General features: G+C 62.8%; 23 protein-coding genes and 2 tRNA genes. 7 read left to right on the top strand and 18 right to left on the bottom strand.

All coding sequences use genetic code 11. The features are described from left to right. Positions 1-14 precede the first annotated feature (14 nt). The 4 genes from H3Z74_RS05485 to purS form a co-directional block, all read right to left on the bottom strand. Positions 15-85, bottom strand: a tRNA-Cys gene (locus H3Z74_RS05485). Positions 86-221: 136 nt separating this feature from the next. Further along, positions 222-297: transfer RNA gene (locus H3Z74_RS05490), tRNA-Pro, on the bottom strand. Positions 298-444: 147 nt separating this feature from the next. After that, entirely contained in the window at positions 445-1,113 is a 669-nt protein-coding gene (gene purQ / locus H3Z74_RS05495) for a phosphoribosylformylglycinamidine synthase subunit PurQ (protein ID WP_187762944.1), read from the bottom strand. Then, positions 1,110-1,340 (bottom strand): phosphoribosylformylglycinamidine synthase subunit PurS, encoded by a 231-nt coding sequence (gene purS, locus H3Z74_RS05500; RefSeq protein ID WP_187762945.1) that lies wholly within the window; start codon positions 1,338-1,340, stop codon positions 1,110-1,112. The genes purQ and purS overlap by 4 nt, the downstream gene beginning before the upstream one ends. 148 nt (positions 1,341-1,488) lie before the next feature. Between purS and H3Z74_RS05505 the strand changes: the two genes are divergently transcribed. Beyond that, positions 1,489-1,638, top strand: a complete 150-nt coding sequence (locus H3Z74_RS05505; protein WP_187762946.1) for a hypothetical protein — start codon at positions 1,489-1,491, stop codon at positions 1,636-1,638. Between the two features lie 13 nt (positions 1,639-1,651). Here the strand turns inward: H3Z74_RS05505 and purC are convergent, their stop codons facing one another. The 4 genes from purC to H3Z74_RS05525 all read right to left on the bottom strand — a co-directional run bounded on the left by purC (position 1,652) and on the right by H3Z74_RS05525 (position 4,709). Further along, positions 1,652-2,431 (bottom strand): phosphoribosylaminoimidazolesuccinocarboxamide synthase, encoded by a 780-nt coding sequence (purC, locus tag H3Z74_RS05510; protein WP_187762947.1) that lies wholly within the window; start codon positions 2,429-2,431, stop codon positions 1,652-1,654. 124 nt (positions 2,432-2,555) lie between these two features. Next, entirely contained in the window at positions 2,556-3,437 is an 882-nt protein-coding gene (locus tag H3Z74_RS05515; RefSeq protein ID WP_187762948.1) for a hypothetical protein, read from the bottom strand. Between the two features lie 64 nt (positions 3,438-3,501). Continuing rightward, the gene (locus tag H3Z74_RS05520) at positions 3,502-4,371 is read right to left on the bottom strand and encodes an alpha/beta hydrolase family protein (protein ID WP_229726912.1); all 870 of its coding nucleotides are present in this window, start codon (positions 4,369-4,371) and stop codon (positions 3,502-3,504) included. Between the two features lie 167 nt (positions 4,372-4,538). Then, positions 4,539-4,709, bottom strand: a complete 171-nt coding sequence (locus H3Z74_RS05525) for a hypothetical protein (protein WP_187762950.1) — start codon at positions 4,707-4,709, stop codon at positions 4,539-4,541. 81 nt (positions 4,710-4,790) lie between these two features. Here H3Z74_RS05525 and H3Z74_RS05530 point away from each other — a divergent pair, with 81 nt between their 5' ends. The 4 genes from H3Z74_RS05530 to H3Z74_RS05545 all read left to right on the top strand — a co-directional run bounded on the left by H3Z74_RS05530 (position 4,791) and on the right by H3Z74_RS05545 (position 7,731). Further along, positions 4,791-5,735: a LysR substrate-binding domain-containing protein gene (locus H3Z74_RS05530; RefSeq protein ID WP_187762951.1), complete on the top strand. Its 945-nt coding sequence runs from the start codon at positions 4,791-4,793 to the stop codon at positions 5,733-5,735. Positions 5,736-5,836: 101 nt separating this feature from the next. After that, positions 5,837-6,043, top strand: a complete 207-nt coding sequence (locus H3Z74_RS05535) for a hypothetical protein (protein ID WP_187762952.1) — start codon at positions 5,837-5,839, stop codon at positions 6,041-6,043. Positions 6,044-6,247: 204 nt separating this feature from the next. Then, positions 6,248-6,754, top strand: a complete 507-nt coding sequence (locus H3Z74_RS05540) for a hypothetical protein (RefSeq protein WP_187762953.1) — start codon at positions 6,248-6,250, stop codon at positions 6,752-6,754. Then, positions 6,751-7,731 carry an N-acetylmuramidase family protein gene (locus H3Z74_RS05545; protein ID WP_187762954.1) on the top strand — a complete coding sequence of 327 codons (981 nt, stop codon included), beginning with the start codon at positions 6,751-6,753 and terminating at the stop codon, positions 7,729-7,731. The genes H3Z74_RS05540 and H3Z74_RS05545 overlap by 4 nt, the downstream gene beginning before the upstream one ends. 199 nt (positions 7,732-7,930) lie before the next feature. Here H3Z74_RS05545 and H3Z74_RS05550 read toward each other — a convergent pair whose 3' ends face one another. The 3 genes from H3Z74_RS05550 to H3Z74_RS05560 all read right to left on the bottom strand — a co-directional run bounded on the left by H3Z74_RS05550 (position 7,931) and on the right by H3Z74_RS05560 (position 10,407). Continuing rightward, on the bottom strand, positions 7,931-8,242 hold the full coding sequence (locus H3Z74_RS05550; RefSeq protein WP_187762955.1) for a YdeI/OmpD-associated family protein: 312 nt from the start codon (positions 8,240-8,242) through the stop codon (positions 7,931-7,933). 103 nt (positions 8,243-8,345) lie between these two features. Next, a complete protein-coding gene (gene pip, locus H3Z74_RS05555; RefSeq protein WP_229726913.1) occupies positions 8,346-9,437 on the bottom strand; it encodes a prolyl aminopeptidase in 1,092 nt (363 codons plus the stop codon). Positions 9,438-9,594: 157 nt separating this feature from the next. Continuing rightward, on the bottom strand, positions 9,595-10,407 hold the full coding sequence (locus H3Z74_RS05560; RefSeq protein WP_229726914.1) for an NmrA family NAD(P)-binding protein: 813 nt from the start codon (positions 10,405-10,407) through the stop codon (positions 9,595-9,597). A gap of 160 nt (positions 10,408-10,567) precedes the next feature. Here H3Z74_RS05560 and H3Z74_RS05565 point away from each other — a divergent pair, with 160 nt between their 5' ends. Further along, the gene (locus tag H3Z74_RS05565; protein ID WP_187762957.1) at positions 10,568-11,461 is read left to right on the top strand and encodes a LysR family transcriptional regulator; all 894 of its coding nucleotides are present in this window, start codon (positions 10,568-10,570) and stop codon (positions 11,459-11,461) included. Positions 11,462-11,588: 127 nt separating this feature from the next. After that, positions 11,589-11,693 carry a LytTR family DNA-binding domain-containing protein gene (locus H3Z74_RS24330; RefSeq protein ID WP_229726915.1) on the top strand — a complete coding sequence of 35 codons (105 nt, stop codon included), beginning with the start codon at positions 11,589-11,591 and terminating at the stop codon, positions 11,691-11,693. Between the two features lie 65 nt (positions 11,694-11,758). Here the strand turns inward: H3Z74_RS24330 and H3Z74_RS05575 are convergent, their stop codons facing one another. The 7 genes from H3Z74_RS05575 to H3Z74_RS05605 all read right to left on the bottom strand — a co-directional run bounded on the left by H3Z74_RS05575 (position 11,759) and on the right by H3Z74_RS05605 (position 19,890). Then, positions 11,759-12,535 (bottom strand): hypothetical protein, encoded by a 777-nt coding sequence (locus tag H3Z74_RS05575; protein WP_187762958.1) that lies wholly within the window; start codon positions 12,533-12,535, stop codon positions 11,759-11,761. A gap of 558 nt (positions 12,536-13,093) precedes the next feature. Beyond that, positions 13,094-15,139 carry a GAP1-N1 domain-containing protein gene (locus H3Z74_RS05580; protein ID WP_187762959.1) on the bottom strand — a complete coding sequence of 682 codons (2,046 nt, stop codon included), beginning with the start codon at positions 15,137-15,139 and terminating at the stop codon, positions 13,094-13,096. After that, entirely contained in the window at positions 15,124-16,032 is a 909-nt protein-coding gene (locus tag H3Z74_RS05585) for a TRAFAC clade GTPase domain-containing protein (RefSeq protein ID WP_187762960.1), read from the bottom strand. The genes H3Z74_RS05580 and H3Z74_RS05585 overlap by 16 nt, the downstream gene beginning before the upstream one ends. Next, positions 16,025-17,041 carry a TRAFAC clade GTPase domain-containing protein gene (locus H3Z74_RS05590; RefSeq protein ID WP_187762961.1) on the bottom strand — a complete coding sequence of 339 codons (1,017 nt, stop codon included), beginning with the start codon at positions 17,039-17,041 and terminating at the stop codon, positions 16,025-16,027. Before H3Z74_RS05590 ends, H3Z74_RS05585 begins: the two co-directional genes overlap by 8 nt. Positions 17,042-17,047: 6 nt before the next feature. Then, the gene (locus H3Z74_RS05595) at positions 17,048-18,109 is read right to left on the bottom strand and encodes a GTPase-associated system all-helical protein GASH (protein WP_187762962.1); all 1,062 of its coding nucleotides are present in this window, start codon (positions 18,107-18,109) and stop codon (positions 17,048-17,050) included. Positions 18,110-18,131: 22 nt separating this feature from the next. After that, a complete protein-coding gene (locus H3Z74_RS05600; protein ID WP_187762963.1) occupies positions 18,132-19,298 on the bottom strand; it encodes an alpha/beta fold hydrolase in 1,167 nt (388 codons plus the stop codon). A gap of 274 nt (positions 19,299-19,572) precedes the next feature. Next, positions 19,573-19,890 (bottom strand): hypothetical protein, encoded by a 318-nt coding sequence (locus H3Z74_RS05605; RefSeq protein ID WP_187762964.1) that lies wholly within the window; start codon positions 19,888-19,890, stop codon positions 19,573-19,575. Positions 19,891-19,984 lie beyond the last annotated feature (94 nt).

The following is a 19,984-nucleotide window of genomic DNA, read 5'->3' on the forward strand; positions in this document are numbered from 1 at the left end:
CGCCTGGCGCGCGGAGTCCGGGGCCGGAATCGAACCGGCTCATGACGGATTTGCAATCCGCTGCGTTCCATTTCGCCACCCGGACGCGCTTCGAGGAAAGCGTCTGCTGCCCTCAGGGGTGACCGGCGGGACTTGCACCCGCTAACATCGGCATCACAAACCGACCGCGCACTCCATTGCGTTCGGCCACACCTGAAGGCAGCAGCATTATTGGAATTTGATGGTCAGGGTAGCAGGCCTCGAACCTGCAACTTCCCGCTTCCAAAGCAGGTGCTCTACCAATTGAACTACACCCTGAACGACGGGCGCAGTCATGCGTCCGTCAATCTCGACAGGGTGTCGGGTGCGGTCGCGTGGAGAATGGAATCGAGAACATGGCGGCTCAACGCCACTGAATGCACAGTAGCGCAAGAGCCTATCTGGATAAAAATGGAGGGCGGGCGATCAGGCTCCGACCAACTCCAGCAATCCCTCGAACAGCCGGCGGCCATCGGTGCCGCCATGCGCGGCCTCGATGCGGCGCTCGGGATGGGGCATCATGCCCAGCACATTGCCGCTCGCATTGATCACGCCGGCGATGTTGCGAGCCGATCCATTGACCTGGCCGTCATAACGGAATGCCACCCGGCCTTCGCCTTCGATGCGATCGAGCGTCGCGTCGTCGGCGAAGTAATTGCCGTCATGATGGGCGACCGGGACGGTGATCTTTTCGCCCTGCGCATAGCGGCTGGTAAAGATCGACTGCGCGTTCTCGACCGTCAGCGACACGTCGCGGCAGACAAAGTCGATCCCGGCATTGCGCATCAGCGCGCCGGGCAGCAGGCCGGCCTCGGTCAGCACCTGAAATCCGTTGCACACGCCAAGCACCGGCACGCCTCGCTCGGCCGCGTCGATCACTGCGCGCAGGATTGGCGAGCGTGCGGCCATCGCGCCGGAGCGGAGATAATCGCCGTATGAGAAGCCGCCGGGCAGGGCGATCAGGCCAAGGCCGTCGGGCAGTTCGGTATCGCCGTGCCATACCATGGTCGGGGCGATGCCGCTGACATCGCGAATCGCCACCGCCAGATCGCGGTCGCAGTTCGATCCGGGAAAGACGATGACCGCGGACTTCATGCTCGTTCCACCCGGTAATTCTCGATCACCGTATTGGCGAGCAGCTTGCGGCACATCTCGTCGATCGCGGCGTCGTCGGTCGAGTCGGCGACATCCAGTTCGATCAGCTTGCCGGCGCGGACGTCATTGACGCCGCCAAAGCCAAGGCCGTCGAGCGCCTTGTGGATTGCCTTGCCCTGCGGGTCGAGCACCCCGGGTTTCAGGGTGACGAAGATGCGGAGTTTCATATGCGCGTCCTGATGCTCTGGGCGGGGCTGCGGACCCTATGGCGAGGCCGCTCGCGCGCCGCAAGCTTCATCGCTCGTTTACGAATTGCGCGTGATGCTGGGGTCGGCGAGTCGCATTGGGGCGAGGGGCCATCTGGGAAACTGCGACATGGCGACCCTCGCAATGATCATGTTCGTCGGGCTGTTTGCCTTTGGCGGGCAATATTTCGGCTGGAGCGATCCGGCGGGCCGGGTTCAACTCGCTCTGTTCAGCGCATTCGTGTTCGGCATCATCTGCGGGTTCCGCGTGAAGGGCTGAACCCGCACCGGGGCTATTTTCCCCGGCTCTTGCGATGCTTTTCCAGGTCGAGCACCGCGCCGTCGACGCCCTCGGGCAACAGTCCCAGTCGCCGTGCAACCTCCTGATACGCCTCGACCTCGCCGCCGAGATCGCGACGGAAGCGGTCCTTGTCGAGCTTCTCGTTGGTTTCCATGTCCCACAAGCGGCAGCCATCGGGGCTGATCTCGTCGGCCAGGATCACCCGGGCATAGTCATTGTCCCAGATGCGGCCGAATTCGAGCTTGAAGTCGACCAGGCGGATACCGATCCCGGCGAACAGGCCGCACAGGAAATCGTTCACGCGAATCGCCAGGTCGGCGATGTCGTGCATCTCCTCCTGGCTGGCCCAGCCGAACGCGGCGATGTGTTCGTCGGTGATCATCGGATCGCCGAGCGCATCGTCCTTGTAATAATATTCGATGATCGTGCGGGGCAGTTGCGTGCCTTCCTCGATCCCGAGCCGCGTCGACAGCGAGCCCGCCGCGACGTTGCGGATCACCACCTCGACCGGGATGATCTCGACCTGGCGGATCAGCTGTTCGCGCATGTTGAGGCGGCGGATGAAGTGAGTCGGCACGCCGATCAGCCCGAGCAGGGTGAAGACATGTTCGCTGATGCGGTTGTTGAGCACGCCCTTGCCGCTGATCGTTCCCTTTTTCTGGGCGTTGAACGCAGTCGCGTCGTCCTTGAAATACTGGATCAACGTCCCCGGCTCCGGACCCTCGTAAAGGATCTTGGCTTTGCCTTCGTAGATTTGGCGGCGGCGAGCCATGCGGCGTTACCCCTGAAAAGAAAGTCAAGAAAAGACAGCCCCGGCGGCGCAGGTGCGCGGGCCGGGGCCAGAAGGGCAGAGCTATACGCCAAGCGTCCCAGGCGCGCAATTAGGGTCTGGACCCTCAAGTGCCGGTTATGGCCTCGGCTTTTGCCGGCACAGGATCGCGGCGTGGCCGGAAACGCCGCCACGCCAGCCAGCCGAGCACTATGATCACGCCCGGCGGGCCGAAGATCGCGATCAGGCCAAGCACCACCGCGATGGTGATCTGGACCGAGCCGATCCCGGTATCGAGCGCACTGCTGAGCGGGGCGCTGGCGTCGAAGCCGCGGATCGCCTTGCCCGATTCGTATTGGAAGGTCATCGGCGTGGTGGCGAGGCTCTCGCGCTGTTCGGCCCGGCTGTCATCGGTCGCGCTGATCGTCTGTACGATCTCCGCGCGCTGCCGCTGCAATTCGGCGCGCTCGCTCGCGCTCAGCTTGGGTTTGGCCAGCTCGGTGTCGATACGGCGCAGCTCATCCGCCGCGCGGCTCCGCTGCGTGGTGAGCCGGCCGATCTCCGCGCCGGCGTCGGTGCCGGTGATCTCGGCATCGACCAGCGCGCCCTTGGCCGTGGTGACCTGGGCGATGGCATTCTTGCCGAACTCGCGCGCGATCGCCGGATCGAGCTTGAACGACAGCATCGCCTCGATATTGTTCTCGCCAAGCAGGCGATACCGCATGCCGGTGATCCGACACCGCGCAATGCCGAGCTTCTCGCACGCTGTCGCATGCGCTTCCTGCGAGGCTGAAATGCTCGTCGACGGCAGGCGGAAGGCGTAGCGATAGGTGAAGGCGACGCCGGGTGCGGCGGTCACCGCAATGCCCGGTGGCGGCGACTCGGCAAGATCATAATTGGCCCGCGCCCCAGTGCTGTCGGCTTGGGCGACGGGTGCTTCGCGATGCTCGGGAGCGGGGCTGCAGGCTGAAAGCGCGAGGGGTATTGATACCAACAGCAAGCCACGCATCGCCGATCTCCCGTTGAATTAGATACAACATCACATCGATGGAGCATCAAGTCAACGCGGAAAACTAACGCTTTGCCGCACCTCTTTGCTGGAGCGCGTCGCGGATCAGGCGCTTGCTTTCCTGCCAGGCTGCGCTTTCCGGCGCGACCAGTTCGACATGGCCGGTTTTCGGCACGATGTGCAGCACGGCCCGGTCGCCGGCTTTCTTCGCCTGCGCTTCATATCCCGTGCCGAGCCGGATCGGGATGATCTTGTCCTCAATGCCATTGACCAGGTCCTGCGCCAGGCGAAGCGGCAACAGGCGCGGGACGGAGGTGTCGGCATAAACGTCGGGCCGGGTGGCGGAGGGCGCCCCGACCAGTTGCGCGACCACCTCGACGCCGCAGCCATTGTCCGGGCTGGCGGCGGTCGCTTCGAGGTCGGGCAGGCCGCCAAGGCTGACGACATGCGCAATCCCGATCGGCTTGCCGTGACGGAGCGGGCTGTGTTCGGGCAGGTTGGGACGGGCCGCGAGCCACAGCGCGAGATGCCCGCCGGCCGAATGCCCGACCGCGACGATCCGCCTGGTATCGAGGTGAAAGCGCGCGGCATGGTCGCGCAGCGCATCGGCCGCCGCAGCCGCATCGAGAAAGGTGCCGGGATAGCCGCCGCCGCTGCGGTCGACGCCACGATAGTCGATATTCCACACCGCGATCCCGTCGCGGCGCAGATCGTCGGCGATCCAGTTCATCAGGCTGCGATCGGCGATGCTGGTCGTCCAGCAGCCGCCATGCACCATCAAGACTGTTGGGTGAGGGCCGTTCCCGGCGGGCAGCCACACATCGACCTTCTGCATATGGTCGGGGCCATAGGCGATCGTCGCGTCAGGGCTGGGCTGGGTGCGGCCGGTCAGGTCGGGCCAGGTGAGCAATTTCCGGTCGGCAGCAGAAGTCATGGACGGGGTGAACGCGAGAAGCGCGAGCAGGGCAAGCCGGAACATGCCTATTGCCATAGTCGTCGGCCGGGGCGCTGTCGAAGTCCGCTTATGCCGCAGGCTGTCGGCGCGGGCTCAGCTATTGGTCGTGCCGGCCACCTGGTGGCGGCCGGCAACGGATCGTGCGATCAATGTTTGAGGCTCGTCTTCGCCTGCGATCCGGCGCGCCAAGGGGCGTCGAACTGACGGGCGTTGAGTCGCTCAAGGCCGGCCATGAAGCTGCGGATGGCCTTATTGATCGAGGCGGTCAGGTCGCCGTGATGGTCGGCCCAAGCCTGGCTGTGAAAATCGTCACGCATTGCTTGTCTCCTTGCCGGGCTGTGCTGCCGACACTCGTGTTATGCCGCTCCTGCCGAATCGCCGCCAACAAATCGTTGGACATGATCAACAAGCTGACCTTATCAATTCGCCATGCGCCGCATCCCCCTCTCGCTGCCGTCCGCGTGTTCGAAGCGGCCGCGCGTCACGAGAATTTCACCGCTGCTTCGGTCGAGCTCGGCATGACTCAGGCCGCGGTCAGCTATCAGATCAAACTGCTCGAGGAGCGGCTCGGCGTGCCGCTGTTCCGTCGCGAAAAAAAGCGCGTGCTGCTGACCGATGCGGGACGGCGCATTTCGCCCCAGGTGGTGCGCGCGTTCGACGCCCTCGATTCGGCCTTCGGCTCGATCCGGGCGGAGGATGAGGCATTGCTCACCGTGTCCACCACCAACACCTTCGCCAATACCTGGCTCGCATGGCGGCTGGGCGGGTTCCAGATGGCGTATTCGGACATGGCGGTGCGGTTGCTGACCAGCGACGTGTTGAGCGATTTCGTGTCGGGCGATGTCGATGTGGCGATCCGCACGGGGCAGGGGGAATGGCCGGACCTTGCCCGGGAATTGCTGCTGCCGATCGACTTCACGCCGATGTGCAGCCCGGATTTCCTCGCCCAGCATGGCGGCAAGATCCTGCCCGCCGACCTGACCTCCCTGCCGCAGATCAGCCCGCAGGATACGTGGTGGTCGCTATGGTTGCGCGAAGCGGGCATCGATGTTCCCCAGGGCCCGCCGCGGCTCGGCGTGCGGCTCGATTCGCAAGCGCATGAGGGTCATGCCGCCATGGCCGGGCAGGGCGTGGCGATGCTCACGCCCTTCTTCTGGCGCAACGACATTGCCGAGGGGCGGCTGGTGCGGCTGTCGGATCAGGCGTCGACGCGCGGCTATGCCTATTGGCTGGTCTATCCCGAGCATCGCCGCAACACGCCCAAGATCCGGCGTTTCCGCGACTGGCTGGTGAGCGAGATCGCGCGCGACCGCGGGCTGGATGCGCTGCCGCCAAAGGGGTGATCCGCCAATTCGTGAAGCGACGCTTTGGCGCAATGCGGGATGTTTTTCGGCACGCGACTTCGTAGACTGTTTCCGGCGGATCGTCCGCAAAGGAGAAGGATATGACACGGATCGCGTTGGCGATCGCTCTGGCAGGTGTTGCGGTGACGTCGGCAATCCCGGCCAACGCGAAGGTCTGCCGTACCTATGTTCGTGGTCATCATGTCAAATGTCACAAGGCGTTCCGCCCGAGCGTCAATTTCAAGCGGAAACACCCGATCAAGGTCGTCCGTTGCCGCACTCGGGCGGGTCACAACGTCAAATGCTGATCTGATGACGATAAAGGGCCGCATTTCCGAAAGGAGGCGCGGCCCTTTTCCAATGCCGGGATCATTTGTGGAACCAAGGCCGCGTCCGGCGGTTCAAGGCGGCGGCAGCGTTGATGACTGTGTTCGTATAATCAACGCTTTATGGCCATCTCGACCCGGAGGTGAGGCATGGGCATCAGATCCGTTCCAGCGACTTGCCTGATCTTGCCGGCCCTGATCCTATCTGCCCCGATCTTATCCGTCCCGATCTCTTTGGCGGCGCCGGCTTCGGCATCTTCCGCCCCCGATCAAGCGGCGCTCGCCGGGCGAGAATTGGCGCATCCCCCCGTCAAAGGTTCGGCAGGGCCCTATCGTGCCGTGACGCTTACCCTGACCCGGCCGGCGGAACCGTTCGGCGCTCCCTTCACGGGCATGCTCGACATTGGCCGGGGTAAACGGCTCATCCTGGCCGGTCCGGACGAGAATGCGGATTTTTTCCAGGTCGAACCAAAGGCGGTGCTGTTTGTCCCCACTGCTCGATCGCGGAGCAATGATATCGTGATCCTTTACGATAGCAGCCGGATCGGCCCGCAACATGGCACCCAGCACCGCGCGCTGGTCTATCGCATCGACGCGACGAAGGCCCTGCGCTGCCCCGATATCGAGCGACGACTGGAGGGGGCGGCAAATGCCGCAACCGTGCGCGCCCGGCTTGGCAGGAGAAAAGGGTGACCATCCCTTATCCCGCGGCTCTGGGCGCGATCCGGACGGGTTCGACCAGCCAGTTGCGGCAGGTGTTCGAAGCATTGACGGTGGCGGAAAGCGTTGAGCTCGGCACTTTTATCGGCCCGCAACGCTTGCGGGCCATCACGGTGTACCCGGCCATGGTCACCGCCTTTCGCCCGCTGCCGGAGCCGATCGATACCGTGGCGATCTTGTCGGAGATTGGCCGGCAGGCGTTCAACGATCCGGCCGGATTGCTTCTGCCGCTGCGCCCCGACCCGGCCCTGGTCGAACAGGTCCGCCTGGCGTTGCTGGATGTCGAGCGGCGGCGGCGCGTCGGACCCTTGCTGACCATGCCGACCGACGTGACCGCGACGCTGCCCACGCCGACGGGCATCCCGCCGGCATTGACCGAGGCCGATTATTCGACCGCCGCGACTCAGCAAAATGTCGAGGTTGCCGCGATCAAGGCGGTGGCGGTCGTCGAAAGCGGCGGGCGATCCGGTTTCGACAGTCAGGGCCGGCCCAAAATCCTGTTCGAAGCGCATCATTTCAGCGGCCATTCGGGCAATCGTTTCAACACCACTCATCCCCATCTGTCGGTACCGGCCCGCCAATGGCGGACGGCAAGCAATTATTATGGCTGGGATCAATATCAGCGCTTGCGCGAAGCCATGGTCCTGGATGTCGATGCGGCGTTGAAATCGGCATCCTGGGGCAAGTTTCAGGTGCTGGGATCCAACCATAGCGGCTGGCCCAATGTCCGCAGCTTCGTGGAGGCGATGTATGTCTCGGAGGCCAACCACCTGAGATCCTTTGTCGCGTTCTGCAACGACAACAACCTGATGGGCTTTGTTCGCACGAAGGACTGGCTCTCTTTCGCACTTGGCTACAACGGCCAGAGCCAGCAAGGATATGATCAGCGCATGGCCACGGCTTACCTGGCGGCCGGCGGCACGCCACCGGCGCCGCGGGCTCGCCGGTGAAGCAAGGCGTGGTGGATGGGCTTTGTTGTCAACCGGCGGATGAGTGAGAATTCCACCGAATGTTTCGAGCCTCCGAATGCCCGACACTCTGGAGGTGGCTATTTGAGCTCTTTGCCAAGCGGGGAATTGGCTGCTTTACGCCGGGTTTTCGCTGTTCAATGCGACGTTCGCTGACCCCGGAAGCCGTCCTGCAGGCCGGTTAGGGATGCTTCTTTTCCTTATCGATCAGGACCGCCTGCTGCCATCGGCTTGGCGGCTTGTCGGTGCGGTGAATGCAGCCCACCCAGCAGCAGGGCCGCTTCTTTCCCTCCGCCAATTCCTCGCAAGTTCGCTCGATCCGACGCGCGCGCGTCATTGACTGCTTCGCGTCATCGACCCAGCAGATGAATTCATTCCGCCCCAGCGGCGTGAGGCGTTCCCACAGCGCAAGGATTTCGGGATCCGATCGAATTGCGGCCTGAAGGTCGTCACCTGCCTGATGGACGGTGCCATGGGGGAAAATATCTGCCACGAGACCTCCAGGCATTGGCGCCCCACAGCAGAGTTCATCAACTCCGTCGGGCGAGCAGCTTTCGAGCTTACCGCTGGATCACGGAATGTCCACGCAGGGCCGTCTAGCGGATCGGCGCCAGCCCATCCATGATCGCGCTCAGCGCCAGCGCCGTCTGCAGCTCCATCGCGCTATGCCCGGCATTGGTCCGGACATAGCTGACCGGCGCCGCGCCGACCGCGGCCAGGGCATCGATCAGGCGTGATGCCTGGGTCAGCGGGCAGACCTGATCGAAGCGGCCATGCACGATATGCATCGGTATCCCGGCGATCCGGTCGACATTGCCGAGAATATAATCCGGCTCCAGGAACAGGTGGTTGGCGAAGAAATGGGCTTCGATCTGTGCGAAGGACAAGGCGAACTCGGCATCCCCGAACTTGCCCGCATCGTCGTCCTTGGGGATCTGGTTGGAGATCGCCCCTTCCCAGATCGACCAGGCCAGCGCGGCGCGTAGCTGAAGCGCGCGGTCGGCGTCGCTCGCCGGAACCATGTCGAAGATCGCCTTGTACGCGCCCATCATGTCGCCGCGCTCGCCGGCGGGAATGACCTCGACGAACGCCTTCCATTCGTCGGGATAGGTGACGTAGCTACCCGGCTCGGTGAGCGCAAAAGGCGCCTCGGCAAAGGTCGCGGCATTGCCCTGGTACATGTAGTGCAGGTCTTCGCGCGCGCCGATGAAGATGCCGCGCAGAATCAGCGACGCAACATGCTGCGGGTGCCGGATCGCATAGACCAGCGACAGCGTGCTGCCCCAGCTGCCACCGAAAACATGCATCTTGCCGGTAATGCCGAGCGCCGCCCGCAGTGCGTTGATATCCTCCACCAGATAGTCGGTGGTGTTGCGGATCAGCGCGACGGTCGGGCCTGCCTTGGCGACGGTGGGCTCGCTCTTGCCGCATCCGCGCTGGTCGAACAGGATGATGCGATAGCGCGCGGGATCGAAGAAGCGCGCCATGACCGGCGCACAGGCGCCGCCCGGTCCGCCGTGCAGCACCATGACGGGCTCCCCGGCCGGGTTGCCATATTCCTCCCAGTAGAGCTTGTGATCGGGCGCGGTATCGACCTGAAGCAGCCCGCTCCGGTTGGGATCGGCCGCAGGATATTTCCACTCGTCCGTGATTGCACTGGTGGCCTGAAGCCCGGAAAAATCGATCATATCACCCTCGTCGCGTTATGCTGCGGCGGTTAGGCGCATCTGATATGCGCGGCAATCGCGATGAGGGGTGAGGCGCTCAAATGCCGCATTGCATGGCATAGCCGAGCTGTCGGCGTCGCATGAGCGCCGACAGCCAGCATTCAGTCATGCAGAACGATCAGGCCGAAGCGGCGATCTCCGCGGCGAAGTCGCGATAGGAGTGGAGCGGCCGTCCCAGCATGCCGGTCAGGCGATCGACATCCCCTGCCTCCGGGACCATGCCGTCCACCAGGAAACGCTCGGTCATCAGGCGCATGTCCAGCGCCATCCAGCTTGGTGCGTAATTTCGGAGGTTTTGCTCGAATGCAGCGGTATCATTGCCTCCGTAGTGGATCGTCCGCGCAAGAACATCCGACCAGATGGCAGCGATATTGGCACCGGTCAGCGTGTCGGGACCAACGACGTTGATCCGCTTGAGGGGAAGCGGCTCACTTGCCTCCTCACGGCGAATGAGCTCGATGGCTGCGATCTCGCCGAGATCACGCACGTCGACCATCGCAAGGCCTTTATCGCCGATCGGCATCGGATAGACACCGTGACCGAGCACCACATCCTTCACCGAGTGATCGTTATTGATGAAGTATGCAGGGCGCAGGATGGTGGCGTTGAAGCCCATCTGCTCGAGCATGCGCTCGACACTGAACTTGCCGGCGAAATGCGGCACGTTCACGTAGATGTCGCTGTGGATCACCGACAGGTAGACGATCCGCTCGATCCCGGCCTCGCGGGCCAGATTGAGGGCGATCAGCGCCTGGGTAAACTCGTCGGGCACCACCGCGTTGAGCAAGAACAGGGTGGACACGCCCGAGAAGGCAGCGCGCACCGCATCGACGTCAAGCAGGTCGCCTTTGGCGACGGCAACGCCGGCAGGTAAATTGGCCTTTGAGGGATCGCGGACGAGAGCGCGCACATCAGCGCCGCGCTTGATCAACTGATCGACGACATTGCGGCCAACGGTTCCGGTCGCGCCGGTAACGAGGATAGTCATGTAGGTCACTCCTGCTTGTATCAAATCGACAGCACATATTTAGGGATCCACAAACGCACCGGTAGCTGCCATATATGGACACCCCGTCTCACTGGTGGAACGCATGGACATACTCGCCCTCACCGACTTCAACCTGGTCGCTCGGCATGGCGGTTTCGGAAAAGCGTCGCGCGCAACGGGCCGCCCCAAGGCAACGCTCTCCCGGCGCGTTGCCGAACTGGAGAGCAGTCTTGGCCTTCGCTTGTTTGAGCGCGGGGCACGTGCGCTCAAACTCACGCAGGAGGGAAAGGCGTTGCACGAGCGAACCGGCCCCTTGCTGAAGGAAGTAGAGGAAACGGTCGCGGTGGTTGCGTCGGGAGATGGGCGACCGCGTGGACATTTGCGGATCACTGCGCCGTTGCTCTTCGCTCAACTTGCGATGGGGAAGCTGGCGGCAGGATTCACGCTCCGATATCCGGACGTAAGCCTGGAGGTCACGACCGAAGACCGGGCGGTCGACATGGTGGAGGAAGGGTATGACCTGGCTATTCGCGTCAGCCCGCGTTCCGACGAAAGCTTGGTGGGACGGGTTTTCATGCGTGATCGGCTTGTGATCGTGGCGAGCCCGCAAGTGGCGCGACCGCGAGACGGAGAGGTCGCTCCGGCGGTCGTGCGGGGCTCGGACAGCGGGCATTCGTCCTGGAACATCAAATCGGACGCGGGGCCGACAACGATCGCCTTCTCTCCAGTTCTCAGCCTTTCATCGCTCATCATGGTTCGCGATGCCGTCATCTCGGGTGTGGGTGCGGCACGGCTGCCGGTATCGCTCGTAAGCCATGACCTGACCGCTGGCAGGTTAGTGCACTGGGCTGATGTCGATGCACCAGATACCGCCTTGTGGACGCTATATCCTTCGCGGCGCCTGTTGAACGCCCGCGTTTCCGCCTTTCTCGACTATCTCAGAGAAGCGTTCCCCAAGGGCACTCCCGACGAATTGGCAGCCTTTATTCGGACCTGAAGCACAGGTCTCATGCCGTATTTCCGGATAGAGAAACTTCGCAGATAATTTAGTATAGTGTCCCCGAAATATTGATGGCTGGCGTGTCCACCGCTCATGGTGGGTAGCGGCCGACGCGGTGGAGGACGTGCGCTGGCGGCGTGGCGCAGGCGAGATGCGCCTTGTCGGCGGCGTCATGGTGCCGGTGAGCCGAACCCATGCCCCGGTGCTGAAAGAAGCCGGCTGGGTGTAGCGGCTGTTATGACCCTGCTGCGATCGCAAAAGCGGGTACGGCAGCGCCTAACGGCTTACGACGGTCTATTCGTAGATGGCCCATTGAGCGTCCATGCGCGCGGCAGCTATCGCCGGCTTGCGATCCACGGTGACCACCCAGGTTGCCCCGTCGGCAGCGTATGGAAAGGTGAACTGAACATGTGCCGGACCCCATGGCGCATCGGCGGGTTTGCGGTCGCCGACATAATAACCGTCACCCTTTGAGTTTACTTGTTCGACGAAGGCGAGTGTGCCCCAATCAATTGCTGCCAAGGTCTTCCTAGGGTTCGAGCCGCACGCACCTTTATCGCCCTTGCAACTGATGGCGATCTTGCCTGGCCGGGGGGCGAGCGCAAAGGCATTGCGGGCCTGCGCAACCAGAGCGGCGGCTTGCTGTAGACTGAGGCCACCGGTTCCGAAACCTGATTCCTGCGCGGGAGCAGCGGCACATGTTGCAGCGGTCGCCACGCCGGTCGGGGGCACCCAGAGTCGATCATATTCCTCGATCTTCACCGGATGGGTCGGCACCGCGTCGACATAGGGCTTCGCGTCAGGATCGGATTTCATCTCAATGTTGAATACGTGTGACCGACAGAGCGTGGCGTCGAAGGGCACCATCTGCTCGACTAGCCAGAGCCGATTGAGGCTTTTGCTTGGGGGTGTCAGCGCACCCTGGCCGTTGAATATGACATCTACGATCGGGCCAAGCTTGCGGTCGGGCATCAAGCGACCGGCAAGGGAGGTCGGCGACATCGCCGCGGCCTCGCCCAGCGTCACTGACGGCGGGAGAGGCGAGCCGGCTTGCAGGAGAAGTGCGAGCATCATTTTGGCGGAACGTCCCTGTCACGGTCCAGGCTAGCCTCTGAGCCAACACCTGACCAGCCCGGCGGTGGATCCGGCGTGTCATTGGGCATCGCTAAGAATCGTCAGCTATGCGCCCAGTTGCTGCCGTCCAGCGCCCCCCCGATCCGACGTTGAAAAGGGACATCTATTCATGTGGCGCCCCCGGCAAGATTGGTGGAAACCGGCCCGTCGGCTTTCGGGCGGCGAGATAAGGTAAGCGGCCGTTCGTTCATGATGCCGGGTCGGCAGCTACGCGCCTTAATTTCGGTCATTTGCCGCGCCGGTGGCCGATCCTAAAAGCCGTCGCTTGTTCATGCGCCGTATGCAGACGTGGTTGGTGAAACCGGGCCGGCCGGTTTGGTGCCCAGACCGGATAAAGTGGCCCTTCGTTTAGGCTAAAATCGTCGGCAGCATGAAGCCTCACGGTGCGGCTCGATCGAGTCGTGGGCGGATGCGCTTGCTTGATCGCTGAACAGACCCGCAGCGGACCTTGAGCTCCGAAGAGCCGTTTTAGCAACGGCATTCGCAGCTTTCATACTATTTGACCTTGCGATCGATCAGCCTAACGCGCTCGGCCCACCAAGCTTCTCCACCACTTCGGAGTGCGCTGCGCACCTTATCCAGATACCTGCGCCCCCGCGAATTATCAGCGGCAAGGTCGACCAGCTCCTCCCAGAGCTTGCCGTCATCCACGACCGTTCCGAACTCGATCGGGGGCAGATCCCGGTCGATGAAGCTATCAACCACCGCGTGCCGGAGCTTCTTGCACTGGTCCCAATCCCTCCACATCGATCCATACGGTAGCCTGAGCTTGGCGATGCGCCATGCCTGGTCGCTTAGACGTGCGGAGGCCATGGCCTCGTGGAGACGCTGAACGGACAGGAAGAAGAGCCTACCTGCGGATCGAGAACGCCATCCTCTGGCACGAGTAAAGAGGCACGCGGCGAGCAGGTCCTCGCCGTGCGCATCGCCCGACGTCCTCGAACGCTCGACCGCAATCACCCACGGGTCGGTGCCGACGCTGTTCGGTACCGAATCGGGGTCGAGCACCTCCGCCAGCGCGAAAAGAAGCGGCCTGTGCCAGACAGTTCCATCCGCCATACCCTTGGCTAGATCGTCAGTCTGCCGAGCGATGGCGCGCACCCACCCCATGCCGGAGCGGATTCCGGCGACGTCCAGCTTGGAGAGGGCGGCAACCACCGGAGCGATGCCGAAGCGGACGACCACGGCCGAGGAGCAGTCGTCACGTCCTGCATCCACGAGTGCGCCGACGATACGAGCGGCCTGATCTAACTCTGGATCAAAGGAGGCGATCAGACGCTGCGCATCGACTGATGCAATCCGCCAGAATGATGCCTGCTCAAGGAGGTCCTGGCGGAGAGGAAGCAATGCCGTGGCGGCCCCGGGAACCGTCTCGACGAGGTCCACCAACTCGTCGGAGCTGGCTTCCATGACTGCAGCTTCGATCGCCTCCTGAAGGGGATCGCCATCGCCGATGCCTTCGGCGAGCAGCTCCGGTCTCCACCGCAGTAGCGCCCTGCCGATGGTGACCGGATCAATCTCGAGGAGGTTACGCTCAGTGCGCACTTGCTCCAACGCGAAGTCAAATAGTCGCGAGTCATTCAGGCCCGGCCGGGAGAAGACAACGCGCGCAGCCGCGGCTCGCCCCACCCGGCCCTGACCCGATCCTAGGCCCTCAAGCCTCGCGACGGCGTCGGTCAGCTTCGATGGACCGGCATTCGACTCCAATGCGGCGTACAAATCTACCAGCGTGACCATCGCCGCCCGGCCATTGGTCACATCCGATCCCACGTCGCGCAGGAACTGCCGCAGGCCGGATCGCTTGGGCAGCTCGAGATCGTCGAGAAGCATGTTGATCCACTCGCTGTGGTCGACCATCGAAGCGATCACACCGTCGGGGATCCGCGAGCGGCTCGATCTTCCGGCGTCCATGAGCTGGAGATCGAATATGTCGGCCGAAGTGGACCGGTCTTCCGTCGAGAACGAGCAGAAGCGAAAGGCGCGGCGCAGGCGGGGCCATTGCTGCATCCATATCGCAGCGACGAGCTCGTCGTCCCCCGGACCGTCGCGTTCGGCGACGATCCTGCCCCTCGGCTTTCCGTAGAGCGCGCTGGCCCACAGTCCGGCCCGCCTCAGGTGGACCGGCGGCACCGCCGTCGGCGTCCTCGCGGTCTCGACTTCGAGGCGGGCGGCGAAACCGACGCCGCCCGTTTCGGAGGGACGCCGGAAGCTATTGAGCAGGTCGTCCGCCGACCTGAGGCGCGCGAGATCCGCGAAGTCGATCAGCAGGGAATGGGTCCACACGCAGCCCGGGCGGCTCATCTCAGGGGCCGCCCAGGTCCTGGCAAGGACGTACTTACCCGACTCTGCGAGCGGGTAGCCGGTGAGATAGCCGTCCGGTGGGAGCCTGCTGCCGCTGCCAGAGGCGTCGCTCAGTACTAGCATCGTGCGCGCGTCGGGCTGCGGCAGCTTGAGTGATCCGTCGATGAGACGGTGGCCCTCGCTGTAGCCGTGAAGCGTCTGGTCGACCTTGATTGGATCGGGGCTCAATGCATCAGCCATTGCAGAGGCTCGGTCAGGTCGTTCGACTCCTTCTCGCCGAAGACAAGGCGGATGCGATTCGCCGGTATGCCCACCTCGCGCAGTCGATCCGCGTCGCGGCCCTTTCTAGCCTTCTTCGGTGCTTCCCCTTCGACCGGTTCGGCATTGGCGTCGTTGCCGTCGTACTCGCCGCCCTGGGCGCTGACGCCGTATACCCGGCTCGCCCAGCCGTCGCGGCCGGCTTCGAGGTATTGCGCGAGCAAGGGCAGGTTCTCTCGCAGGAAGGCATCCGGCGCGAGCTTCTCGCCCTCGACCTTATCCCATGCGCTGATCATGACGACGATTTTCCGGTCCGCGGTTCCGACGGGGGCGTGGGAGATCAGTTGGAGCAGATCCACCAGCTGCACCTGGGTCGGTGCGTGACTCGGATGCCATTCCTTGGGGAGGGCTTCAACCTTCTCCCTGCCCGTGGCCCTGCGCTGCGCGGCACGCTCCGCGACCCAGGCAGGCGCCTTCACCTTGTTGCCGTTCACGAGGAGGAGGAGGTTCCCGTCGGCGAGGGTCTCACCCAAAACCCGTCCGAGTTCGCGGTCTTCCCACATCGCGCGGAAGTCCTCGCCGGGAGCGTCCGGCATCGTGATCTGTACCACGTTCCCTTCGGCATCCTTCAGGTTCATCCTCACGGCGCTGGGACCGGTAAGACGAGTGCGGGCCTGTTCGGTCGCCTTGCGCCAGACGCCGACGATCTTTCGCAGATAACTGTGGTCGTTCTCTCCGATCGTGTCGAAGGTGAGCACCTTGGTGACGCGCCGCTCGCCCACGAGTTCCCACAGGGCGGCGAGGAAGGTCGTCTTGCCAGAGCCGGGCAACCCGATGATCGAGATCGAGACCTGGCGCTTCTCTGAATCAGCCAAGATCTGTCTCCGCGGGCATGAGGCCATCGAAGACGCGACCGTTTCGATACCGGAGGCGGAGGCCTTTCGGTTCGACGCTGGGCTTCAGCCAAAAGCCCAGCATCTCCGCCAATCCGGATCCACGCATGACGTTGGTATCCTTCGGTGAGGCCGATGTGACAAAGGAACTGAAATCGCTGAAATGGTCGGCGAAGGCGTCCTTAATGCCGTCGACGATGGAGCGGAAGTCCTGCTCGACGCGGTCCTTGCGGGACGATGCCTGCACGGCGTCGTCTTTGGTCAGGATGATCGCGAGATTGGGCTTGCGTTCGAATGCGCCGTTTTCGACCATGCCTTGGATGATGAGCGGTATGGCGCCCATTACGTCCGCTCGGTCGCTTGGAGACGATAGCCGCCGACCATCCACGAGGACGGTGATAACGTCCGCGCGCCGGAGCTCGAACATAGCGGTCGCATTCGCGGCGAGGTCGGAGACCTCCTCGTATTCTTCGCCTGACCGGTCTGCGATCAGCAGCGACTGGAGCGCGCCGTCGCGGCGCACGTCGATGTGGTAGAATCTGACCTCGCCCCGCTTGGTGCGTTCGGAATGCGGCTCGTCCCGCTCCGACGCGACCCTCGCATCATGGCAGATGATCTCGAGACCGTGTAGCGTCGAGGATCCCGCGAACGAGGCGCCGGAAACCGGGCCCAGCTGGAAGAGGTCGAACAGGCCGGCGATGACGCTCGTCTTGCCAGAATCGTGGACCCCGATCACGCCGATCATGCGTGCTGGCAGCATCGCGAGGACGCGGTCGGCGCGGCCGCTTTCCAGCGGAAGCGCGTCGGGAAGATGCACACCGTCGAAAGTGTCGACCAGGGTCAGACCGTCGTCATCTTGGTCCTCGTCGAGTTCCTCCGGCTCCTTGCCGTAGTGGGGACACTTGGCGAGGTCGTCGTGACCTTCGATGCATCTCCCGCCTTGAGCGATGCGGCATTCCCGGTTCGCGCAGATCACCTCTGTCTCGGCCATCGAGGGTCAGCGCAGCCAGAGGATTTCGCGGTAGAAGAGTTCCGCGAGTGCAATTGGAGGCAAGGCCGCACCAGGTTCGATGCCAGTTATCGCGCTCCAGCCGGCAGTCCACTCATCGCCAGCCCCCGTCTCCTGGCGCTTCGCGAGCGCAAAGTGGATGGGCGTGGTCGCGGGAGACGGCGAACGGTCCTTCAGAACCGCCGCTGTCCATCTGTCCGAGACCGCGTTCACCGCATCGACGATGCTCAGCTTGCCGGTGGACTTGACTCCTGCGCGCGAAAGTAGCGCAGGCACCGAGTTTGGTCCGGGATAGATTGTGGTCAGCGAAGCCAGATCCCGTGCGAACACGAGCGGCTTCTGATTTGCCGGAACGTCGGCGAAGGCCTCGTCCGGCAGCTGAGCCCTTTGCCCGAACACCCAGGAGAGCATGTCCAGTTCCTCGTCCGCCTTTTTCCCGGCGTCGATGAGAAGCTCCGTGGACTTGTTGAACTTGGCGACGAGATCGGCAAACGCTTGGTCCACGGCATTGGCGATCTGATCGAAAACGCCTTGGAAGGTCGTCGGAGAGCTCGGCTGAGCCTCGGAGAAGTCGAGCTCGTATTCGACCTCGGGCGCTTCGACCTTGACCTTGTTGAGGTCGGGCCGCCGTCGCCGGTTGGCTGCGAGAAGGGAGAGCGCGTTCTCGGCCGCCGTCACGAAGTCGATCGGTAGCTGAGCCTTGCGTGCCCCTCCGCAGGCGGTGGTGGTCACGACCATCGCCGCCGTGGACTTGGTCGCGAAGTAGCGCATCAGTGCAGCAGCCGAGAGTATCTGATCCTGCCTCTTGCCCTGCTCGATCGATGGGTCGGCGTCCAAGAACACCTTGTGAAATGCGCCCAGTGCCGTGGCGAGATCCTCCTGCTGATGACCGCCAGGCGGTGGCTTGGTGTCGAAGGCGAGGCGCGCGAGCATTTCGACCCGCGCTTTCGTATAGGTCCCGGCGAATGCCTCGATCCCGGCCCAGCGCAGATCTCGCTGCGCGCCGTCGGTCGAAATCTCGGAGAACAATTTTGGAAAGTCAGCGTGCATATTCAGGTCCGCTCCCATTTCTTCATTCTCGCTCGTCGACCAACTGCTCCAGCCGGTCGAGAAGGTTGCGCTCGGAGGCGCGGATCAGTGCAATGTTGTAGCGCTGTGGCTCCGGCAGGTCGACTTCCCCTTCACTAATTAGGCCAAGTTCGAGCGCGATCTCGCGCCGGTCGCTTGCGTCCAGATCCCAGAAGCGGTCGATGAGATGCCGAATTGTGGGGTCACTCATGATTACCTCTAGGCTAACGTGAGAGGTGGGGGAAATCGCCCCATCGACGACAGAAATCGAGGCTTGAGAAGACCCAGTGTCTGGGCCTAGGCCTTGTAACTCCTCAGCAGCCGTATCGTTTACGAAGACAGACAATGAGTCCTCGTCTGTTTCTACTGGGTTTACAGGATTTCGCTCGGTGGACTTACTGGACGTCGTCGCTGTTATATTGGTCCGGCGCCATTCTGCGACGAACCGTTTAAGCTGGCGATGCTGAATCGCATGTTCATCGTCGATCTTCGCGATTGAGAAGTGGTCTGACTCGGGTACCTTATAAGGCTCACCAAAATATCTCGCCCCAGAGAATGGCTCGACTACCTGCTTGCGCCAAAGCCAACGTACGGCGATAAACCGATCTTCGATCAACTCCTTCCCTACAATGGAGAGGCGACCCTGCTCCTTCAGGTTCAGGAAATCACGGTCCAGGTCAGTGAGCCAGATGTTGGATCGGGCGAAACGCAGAGCGTCACCCTGAGAGTGTCCAAGGAATTTTGCGAGCGGCTTAAGCCAGTCAGCATAGTCTGCTCCAAGCGACGGAGACGCCAGAAGGAAGATCGCGACTTGTACCTGACGCTCGATCAGCTCTGTGGCTCGCGACACCAAGTACCTGCGAGCCACAATCCCGCCCATACTGTGGCACACGAACACTATTCCCGCCGAGCCGGTTATTCCATCGAGAGCGAGATGTTCCTTCAATGCATCAACAGCGTCGGAAAGGTGGTAGCCACCAGAGAAGAAGCCGGTTCTGTAAGTGAAGACGTAGACGCTAAGGTCCGACATCTCTGGATCGGCGGCGACAATGTCTGGCCAATATGCTCCGCTTTCGTGCCGCCAACAACTCTCGCCGCTCGACAGAACACCGTGGATGAATACGACGACGGGTGCGGTCGGCGATCCATGCTTAACCCAATCGCCCTTCATCGCGCTCCCTTCGTCGTCGTCGCTGAGCGTAGCAAAGGCGCAGCCGAACTGCACGCATGAACGGCCGTTTCTGCGTCTTTGACGCTTTCGCACGATCCTGAACGACGGTCAGCTATTCATTTAGAGCTTCTCGAAAGCTGCCAGTCTGGACCCGGCCCAGTTCCAGCCGCCAGCTGTGTCTGAACGAACGTCCGTTATTGGCAGCCGCATAAGCCGCTACGCGTGTCCGAATGTGGGTCCTCACCGCCGCGCAACTGCCGGCGGGCGTCGATGATTAATCGCCGTTTGCATCTACCATGAAAACCATCGGCTTGCCCCGAGATGCCGGCTCCCACCCCGCCGATAACGCTGCGCGAACGCCTCGGGCGGCAATCACGTCGTTTATTTGGGAACGGCCCTTGGGCAGCCCTTTCAACAGGCGTTTGGGTGTGGGGAATTCCAGGAACGCCTCGCGCTGGGTATCTATCTGCCGGAGTGAGACCGTCATGCCCTTCCAGCCGTCCGCCGTGAATTGCGGCTCCCGCTGGAGCTGCCACTCATATTTCAGGCCGTCGATTTCGACGATGCCAGCCAGACTACGCGTATGAACCATGACGCTCCATAACAGGTATACGACTTCTTCCACCAGTGCAGGCCGTTCCGATCAACGATCGCGCGTTCCGGAAGCGGTCGACCTGATAGCATGA

This window comes from Sphingomonas alpina, assembly GCF_014490665.1.
GTDB classification, from domain to species: Bacteria; Pseudomonadota; Alphaproteobacteria; order Sphingomonadales; family Sphingomonadaceae; genus Sphingomonas; species Sphingomonas alpina.